General features: G+C 34.2%; 7 protein-coding genes. 2 read left to right on the top strand and 5 right to left on the bottom strand.

Annotated features, from left to right (window positions below):
- The 5 genes from Megvenef_RS05995 to Megvenef_RS05975 all read right to left on the bottom strand — a co-directional run.
- Positions 1–500: transposase (locus tag Megvenef_RS05995; RefSeq protein WP_322776251.1), on the bottom strand; the 500-nt coding region annotated here is incomplete at its 3' end.
- 38 nt (positions 501–538) lie between these two features.
- Positions 539–2671 carry a 3-hydroxyacyl-CoA dehydrogenase/enoyl-CoA hydratase family protein gene (locus Megvenef_RS05990; protein WP_322777069.1) on the bottom strand — a complete coding sequence of 711 codons (2133 nt, stop codon included), beginning with the start codon at positions 2669–2671 and terminating at the stop codon, positions 539–541.
- Between the two features lie 26 nt (positions 2672–2697).
- The gene (locus tag Megvenef_RS05985) at positions 2698–3129 is read right to left on the bottom strand and encodes a host attachment protein (RefSeq protein WP_322777068.1); all 432 of its coding nucleotides are present in this window, start codon (positions 3127–3129) and stop codon (positions 2698–2700) included.
- A gap of 206 nt (positions 3130–3335) precedes the next feature.
- Positions 3336–4058, bottom strand: a complete 723-nt coding sequence (locus Megvenef_RS05980) for an amino acid ABC transporter ATP-binding protein (protein ID WP_322777067.1) — start codon at positions 4056–4058, stop codon at positions 3336–3338.
- Positions 4055–4708, bottom strand: coding sequence for an amino acid ABC transporter permease (locus Megvenef_RS05975; protein ID WP_322777070.1), 654 nt, complete (start codon positions 4706–4708; stop codon positions 4055–4057). The genes Megvenef_RS05980 and Megvenef_RS05975 overlap by 4 nt, the downstream gene beginning before the upstream one ends.
- A 254-nt stretch (positions 4709–4962) precedes the next feature.
- Here Megvenef_RS05975 and Megvenef_RS05970 point away from each other — a divergent pair, with 254 nt between their 5' ends.
- Together Megvenef_RS05970 and Megvenef_RS05965 are read left to right on the top strand one after the other, a co-directional pair.
- Positions 4963–5724 carry a flagellar biosynthetic protein FliR gene (locus Megvenef_RS05970; protein WP_322777066.1) on the top strand — a complete coding sequence of 254 codons (762 nt, stop codon included), beginning with the start codon at positions 4963–4965 and terminating at the stop codon, positions 5722–5724.
- Positions 5725–5984: 260 nt separating this feature from the next.
- Positions 5985–7844: a zeta toxin family protein gene (locus Megvenef_RS05965; RefSeq protein ID WP_322777065.1), complete on the top strand. Its 1860-nt coding sequence runs from the start codon at positions 5985–5987 to the stop codon at positions 7842–7844.
- Positions 7845–7891: the final 47 nt, after the last annotated feature.

The following is a 7891-nucleotide window of genomic DNA, read 5'->3' as shown; positions in this document are numbered from 1 at the left end:
GGCCTGCCTTGCCAAGCTTTAACATCGTCCATGACATCATCAGTAATTCTACTAACAAGGCTTTCGCTAATGTCAGCCCCGTATAGTTCCTGAATCTGAAGTTTAATATCTGATAGACTCATTCCTTTGGCGTATAAGGATAGAATTTTTTGATCTAAACCTTCAATTCTTGTTTTTCTTTTGGGAATGATTGCAGGTTCAAACTCAGCATCTCTATCCCTTGGAACGTCTATTGTAATAAGGCCATTATCAGTGATTAGATTCTTTTGAGATACACCGTTACGGGCGTTATTAGAAGTGATAATACGATCGTATCTGTCATAACCTAGATGATTATTCATCTCTGCCTGTAAAGCTTTTTCCACAAGACGTTTTGTTAGTTGTTTCAATAACCCGCCTTTGCTTAAAACATTCGATAGATCTACTTCTTTACTTACCAGTAAATCTATCGCTGCGGATATAGCTTCATTATTCTTATTATTGATAGTGTTTTTAGTCATATTTTATTCCTCTTAGTTATATTAATTGATTATATAACCTATAAGGAATTTACACACTTAGATGGACAGACCCAGCGGCCAATTCTTTCAAAGCTGGTTGGTTTTACAGCCAGCTGCAGAAATTTTTCTTTTTCCATGTTCAACAAAGTAGATTCGTCAATTGTTTTACCCATATCAATTATTTTTTGAAAAAATTCCAATACCTCGTGAGTTATATTATCGAAATTTGTCGTATCTATTTCACTTGCAAGATCTATTTTTGGTAAATCAACACTATTAGTCGCAATTCGTGCTATGGGCTGTATTTCAAAAGCTTCTGACATTATATTTTCAGTACTCATATTAAAATTACAGTCAACGTTATATTCTTTAGCAAAAAAATCACTTGAAGCAGATTGATATTGAACTAAAATATTCTTTAAGTTTCTAATTAGCAGGCCTTTATCACCTTTAGACCGTAAGAACATTTCCTTAACCCCGCCCCAACCAGGAATAAGACCGACACCCAGTTCAACTAGACCTGCATTTAAATTTTGGTGTGCTATAACATGATGAGAATGTAGCAATAATTCACACCCACCACCAAGGGCAAGACCGTGAGCGCACGATATAACATCAATACTCGCATATTTTAAAGCTAGCATAGCTTTTTGACCAAGATCAATAAATCCTTCTATAGCTTTAAAGTTTTTACTGCTTATCTGGTCATAAAATAACCTTATATCCGCGCCAACTGAGAAATGTTTACTATTACCAGGATAAATTATTATCTTCATAGACTTGTCTTCAGAGAGTTTCACTGAATCTATGATTAAATCAAAAATCTGATGGTTCAGAGAATTCATCTTAGTTTTCATGACAAAAACATGGTTATTTCTATATTCAAATAAATCAGCGGAATCATTTGATAAAACTATTTTTGCCGTATTTTGCCATGTTGGCTTATTGGATATAGGTCTTTTAATAGCATTTAGTTCAGCTCTTAACTCTTTGAGCCAACTTTCATTCTTTGGCATACAAGAATCAAGCAACTCAAAAGGGCCATATTTCAAGCTATATCCAAGCTTCATGGCTTTATCGATATCTTCAGTTGAATCAGATATTTCTGGAACAAGACTTATGATATAGGAAAAAAATGTAGCTAATATCTCTTTAAAAAAATCACTATACTTATCATTTTTATTGAATAATTCTTCTAGAGTTGTAGGAATTTCCACTAATCCTAGCTCAACATATTCTAAACGTTTAAAATCAAATATTTGCTTAACTGTTTTCCCTTGGTCCTTTGTGACTTTATAAAAACCAGCACCAGACTTACGTCCTAGTAAACCCTTGGACTTCATAATAGATAATGTATCAGATTCAGTGTAAATTTCATGATACTTATCTCTGCTATCAAGCGCACTGGCCAATGACTTTGAAATTAAAGCCATCACGTCATGACCAATTAAATCGTAAAGGCCAAAAATACCCGTGGTTGGAAATCCGAGAAGCTTTGTAAATATTTGATCTATTAATACTGGGTTGAGCCCTTTTTCAATAGCTTTTCTTACCGTAAATTCAAGAAGAAAACATCCTATTCTATTAGCAATAAAACCTGGAGTATCGTTGCAATGAATAATTATTTTGCCTAGTTTTTTACTAATAAATCCTTCGACACGATCAATCACTGAGCTATCATTGTTCACATCAGACACTAATTCAAGAAGCTCCATATATCTGGGAGGATTGAAGAAATGAGTAATGATAAATCTGTTTTGCACTGATTGCGGCAGTTTTTCTTTCAATTTGGCTAAAGGCAACGTTGAAGTATTGGAAGCGATTATGGTATCGTCTTTAAGATATGGAAGGAGTGTTTCATATAGTGTGTGTTTGATATCTAACTTTTCAATTATTACTTCAATGATAAGGTCACATTCTGATATCAAATTTAAATCATCACGAAGGTTTCCTACAGTGATATACGTCGCTAAACTTGGATGTGACAATGGGGCTGGTTTTTGCGATTGCATTTTTTCAATAGCTGATAATACAATATTTGATGGGTTTTTTGAACCTTCATCTGCTATATCGAGCAAAATTACATTAGTTCGAGAGTTTGCAACTTGTGCGGCAATACCACTGCCCATAACCCCAGAACCAATAACACATACTTTTTTTATTAGTGACATATCAACCTATTTAGCTACAAATATATTCAAGCAAATATTGCTTTTTCAATGTCCTTGATACTGTGATTAATTAGATCTTTATTTATTTCTTTGGTTACTCGTTTTTTTAAATTACCCTGTAGCATTTGTCTCATAGCCCCGAGTAGCTTTGAGCTTGCAACAATATATAGCTCTTTATAATCTAAATCACTTGCGAATAGTTGTTTAATATGATCGACTGCAGCTCTTGATGAATTGCTAAAATCAATATCTTTTTTGGATGTATGAGGGTCATGAAATGCAGATAACCCAGATTTATTACCTCTTAAGCTTTCATGTCTTTCAATGCTTTGCTTCTCTTCACTATGAAGCTGAAATTGCCCCACTTCTTCTGTAATTTTTAACCCCTCTGCTTTAAAAAGCTTTAACTTATTCATATCTAAAACAGCCACCAGTTTACAACCAAAGTTATTTTGCATATTATTTTCTACCCCCATTTGAAAATACATAACCAAATATAACTATAATGTTTATTAGAACAAGACGGAAGAATTTTATGAAAAGTTGCACCATTTTAAGTCAGACATATGAATTTTATAGCCGCTACGTGCAGGGTACGCTCTTATAAGTTAGTATATAGTAAGACCGGCGAAATCCTTCTTTACCATTAAAACTGGGGATAGTATTACATTAGGTCGCCGACGTTGGCTAGAAATAATTTGGCTCTGTGTGAAGCTGGTTTAGCAAAAAACTCATTAGCTGGCTGATCAGCTAAAACTAAACCTTTATCCATAAAAATTATTCTGTCTGCTATAATCTTAGCAAATTTTATATGATGAGTAATCACTATCATCTGCATCTGATTTTTTAGATTATTGATTATTTCAATAATATCTTTTACAATTTCGGGATCAAGTGCAGAGGTTGGTTCATCAAATAGCATCGTTTCTGGGTCCATCATTAAAGCTCTACAAATAGCAACTCGTTGTTTCTGCCCACCAGATAATTTTGATGGGGAGGAATCTGCTTTCTCTAAAATACCGAATGTATCAAGCAGTTTTCTAGCTTTATCTTGAGTTTCTATCTTACTAGTATGCAGTACATTTAAGGGGCTATAAGTCAAGTTCTCTAGAACCGACATATGGGGAAACAAATTAAATTGCTGAAAGACCATGCCAATTTTAAAGCACAACTTACCTCTATTCCTTCTAGTAAGTTTTTTGCCATTAATCATAACAGATCCACTAGTCGGATTTTCAAGATTATTAATGCACCGAATTAGCGTAGATTTACCACTGCCTGATGGACCAATGATAACTGTAGTTTCTTTTTTATCAAAAGTTAAATTGATATTTTTGATCGCGGTATTATCAATGAATTTCTTAGTAACTTTTTCTAGAACGATCATATAGCTAGCCTTTTTTCTAAAAGCAAAGCAAAGCTACTGATAATCAGTACCATCAAGTAATAAGCCGCGGCGGCTGTTAACATCGGAGTAAAAAAAGTGTAAGTCTCTGCCGATACGACCTGAGCTCTTCTCATTAAATCCATTTCTCCAATAACAGATATTAGACATGATTCTTTCACCAGATTGATAAGTTCATTTACCAAAGCGGGCAAAATACTTCTAAATGCCTGCGGTAATATTATGTCTTTCATCCGCAAGATGGGAGAAATACCTAGTGCTTTTGCTGCTTCAACTTGACCTTTGTCGACAGATTCAATCCCAGCTCTGATTATTTCTGAAACATAAGCTCCTGAATTCAGAGAAAAGGCAATTACACCAGCTGAAAAAACACTCAGCTTAAGACCGATTAAGCCAGGTAATCCAAAATATATTATTGTTAATTGAATAAGAAGCGGTGTACCTCTGAATATAGATGTATAGGCGTGAGCAGCTAACCTTAGAATTTTTAGGTCAATTACTTTTAAAAATGCTAAAATTGTACCAATAATGAGCCCAAAACAGACTGAGATCACACTGTACTTCAAGGTAACAGTAACACCTTTTAGAATAAAATATAGATGCGGCAAAAACGCCACTAGGTCATTATACATTACAGCAACAGAATTTTGTCTAACCAAAGCACATGAATTAATATAATCAATTCAACTAAACGTCAATAAATTACTGCATTTTTACAAATTTTTTAGTATTATAAAATCGATGTTTAGAATACCAAAAATTATCCTTAACTTGATTCAGGATCTTCTTTTCGCTTTTAAGCCAGAAATTAATGATGACAATGAGATGTGTTTAATAATACTAAGGTACTATACATCAAACAAATTGAGCTAAAGTTAAAAGTTTTATGATGTTAGAAAAAATAACAATTGAGTTTATTTTTCAGTTTATGTTGGTTTTTGCAAGGCTCGGAACAGCTTTTAGCAAACTTCCGGCAATCGGCTCGCCCTACATATTTATGCGGGGGAAACTTGCTTTTGCCCTTACCGTTTCTTTCGTTATGATGCCAATATTACAGCCCTATTTACCTCGATATTCAGAAAATTTTGCTAATAATATCGGCTATTTAGCAATTGAGATATTAATTGGACTTATCATCAGCGTAGCTGCAAACATCTATTTTCAGTCTTTACATTTCGTTGGACAGATAGTTTCAATGCAATCTGGCCTTGGAGCCGCTGCATTTTTTGATCCTATGCAAAAGTCACAGGTAGCTATTTTTTCTAATTTTATGCTACTTGTTGCTATTGTCTTTATCTTTGCAACTGATACCCATTTTATATTTATTCAGGCAGTTGCCGAAAGCTATGCTAAGTTTCCACCAGGTGAGCTTGTAAACTCTGGAGATCTTAGTGAATTTATTGCTTTCGTAATAAATGATAGCTTTATCCTTTCTTTTAAAATATCATCTCCGTTCCTAGTGGTCGGCCTTGCGATTATGACCGGAAGCGGTATGCTTGCAAGATTAATGCCTAATTTGCAGGTATTCTTTGTTATTACTCCCGCACAAATACTAGTAATGTTTGGAACTATGTATATTGTAATTGAAGCCGTGGTTACAAAGCTAACGGCCACAATCGCTAACAGCCTCAATGTCATGGGGTTTTAAAGCGGAAATAGGCACGCCTCGACAACTCTTCTTGCAAAAGATATACTGTTATGTATTTATAAATATATACTACCATTTCATATTCACTAAAAATTACTAAACCATTTCAAAGGATCTTGCTCTAACTAGATTTTAGATGTAATAGAACCAAACTTACTACAAATAATATAATTATCTCTTTAACTTAAATTTCTTGAAAAGATAGAGAAAAAAGGTAATCTATATTATTAATTTTTTCATAATAAATTAAGTATAGTTGTATGAAAACTCCAAAATCATTAGAATATCCAGAAGCATACAACCAAAGAGATGTGCTAACTCTTAAGCCTTTGAACCAATGGACACAAGAAGAAGAACTGGTTCATTTGGAACATAATCGTATTTTACAACCAGGGTTTGCCACTAGAACTCCTGAGGAGTTAATTAAAAATGCAAAATTAACTGGCGAGGATTGGTTAACAGACGTTTGTTGTCCAAGCATTCAAGGAGCCTTAGCTATCCACCTTGCAAAAGAGATGGTAGTTACCTATAAAGTTGGAGAAGACGACTTAAACATACAGAATCAGAAAGCATATAAATTGCTGTTAGATGACAATCCTAATATTAAAAGTGAACTTGAAGCCAAAATTAATGAGAAACTTACTGCGAATACGCCGCCTGCAATCGAATTAGAGGCTTTAGCGCGGGCTAGATTACAGCAAAATAATGAAAATAGAATACGAAATAACTTGCCAGAACTACCTATAACCGAGGAGAGAATCAATGCGGCAAAAGCCATCGAGCTTGACCTCATAAGAAAAAAATTTACATCTGAAATAGTTGATGAATATATCCAAGAACAAAGGCCACGTATATCAGCCGCATTAGATTTAAAGCTTAAAGACGTCATTACGCCGGGTCAAAACAGAGATTTTAGCTTTCTTGGCGCGGCAGGAAGTGGAAAAAGTACTATTTCCAGACAATTTCTTAGCGATAGTCAAAAAGAGAATTGTATTATAGTTGCAACAGACAACTATCGAGCCTTCAGCATTCCAGGCTCCAATGAGCACGAAAAAAATGCAGGTAAAAATGTTTTTGCTAAAACTCAAGATCTTGCATATATGGTCAAAGAATTAGTTCAAAAAGATATATCTACAAAAACCTCTGGACGCCCTAACATAATTTTTGATGCTGTCACGCTAGATTCTGGTACAAAAAAATTATTACAACAAGGAATTGTTACTTCAGCGGTAGCTGCTTATAGTGGAGCTCCTGGTCTTGTAGGAATTGCTGAACGAGCTGATTACAGAGCTAGAGATGAAAGTGCAAGTCCTGCAGATAAAGGAAGATTTGTTCATACTACTTCCTTATTAGAAGGTCATGCTAACGCGAGTAGCAGATTGCTCACTAGTGTTCCAGATAAAGCGATTACCACCATCTATGATACAAATGTAGAAAGGGGCCAGCCGGCTATAGATATTGGGACTATAAACACTAGCACTAATACAATGCAAATCAAAGACCTAAGGGTAATGTCTGAATTCTTAAACAAAAAGAATCTGAATGCAGAAGCTATTCATCAAGTAGACTTAATTTACAATACCAAAAATCCATTAAATTTATTATCTACCCACCCTGAAAATAAAGCAAAAGCAATATTGGATTTAGTACCAGAAACTAGATTTAAACCTGCATTTACTATTAAAATGATGGATAAAAAGGGGATAGAATATGCGGAACTGACTTCCGTCAATGGTGCAGTAAAATTAAATGTTTTGAATACAACTATTTTTAATGAAAAAGCGTTGTCGGAAACTATTGAAGGCGGGGTGCTACGAGCCATTACTCGTCAGGTAGAAAAAGGAGGATTAGAAGCTTCTTTTAATACAGCTTTTGACAAAGGAGATAAAAATTCATTTAAAGAATCTGCAACTAAGCTTGGTGTAGGTATTACTGACAAAGAACCTAAAGTGAAAAAAGAAAGTTTGATAAAAAAACTATCTGCCCAAATTACAGACAAATTAGCTCAACACAAACCAATAAACCCTATGCAAAGTAAACCATCTAAACAAAGAAAAACACAAAGCTCAACTAAAAATAATAGTGTAGTTAGTCTCTCCGTCAAAACTCTAAATTTTTGATATAATTTCAAGAATTTCAAAAATAAATCACCGCACATTCATTTTTT

The organism is Candidatus Megaera venefica (assembly GCF_034554655.1).
Taxonomy (GTDB): Bacteria; Pseudomonadota; Alphaproteobacteria; order Rickettsiales; family Rickettsiaceae; genus Megaera_A; species Megaera_A venefica.
The sequence above is the reverse complement of the archived record's forward strand: the minus strand, read 5'-3'. Positions and strand labels throughout refer to the sequence as shown.

Excerpts from the sequence above, each read along its gene's own strand:
- Megvenef_RS05965 (WP_322777065.1), top strand. The coding sequence starts at position 5,985 with ATGAAAACTCCAAAATCATTAGAATATCCAGAAGCATACAACCAAAGA.
- Megvenef_RS05975 (WP_322777070.1), bottom strand. The coding sequence starts at position 4,708 with ATGTATAATGACCTAGTGGCGTTTTTGCCGCATCTATATTTTATTCTA.
- Megvenef_RS05970 (WP_322777066.1), top strand. The coding sequence starts at position 4,963 with ATGATGTTAGAAAAAATAACAATTGAGTTTATTTTTCAGTTTATGTTG.
- Megvenef_RS05990 (WP_322777069.1), bottom strand. The coding sequence starts at position 2,671 with ATGTCACTAATAAAAAAAGTATGTGTTATTGGTTCTGGGGTTATGGGC.
- Megvenef_RS05980 (WP_322777067.1), bottom strand. The coding sequence starts at position 4,058 with ATGATCGTTCTAGAAAAAGTTACTAAGAAATTCATTGATAATACCGCG.
- Megvenef_RS05985 (WP_322777068.1), bottom strand. The coding sequence starts at position 3,129 with ATGCAAAATAACTTTGGTTGTAAACTGGTGGCTGTTTTAGATATGAAT.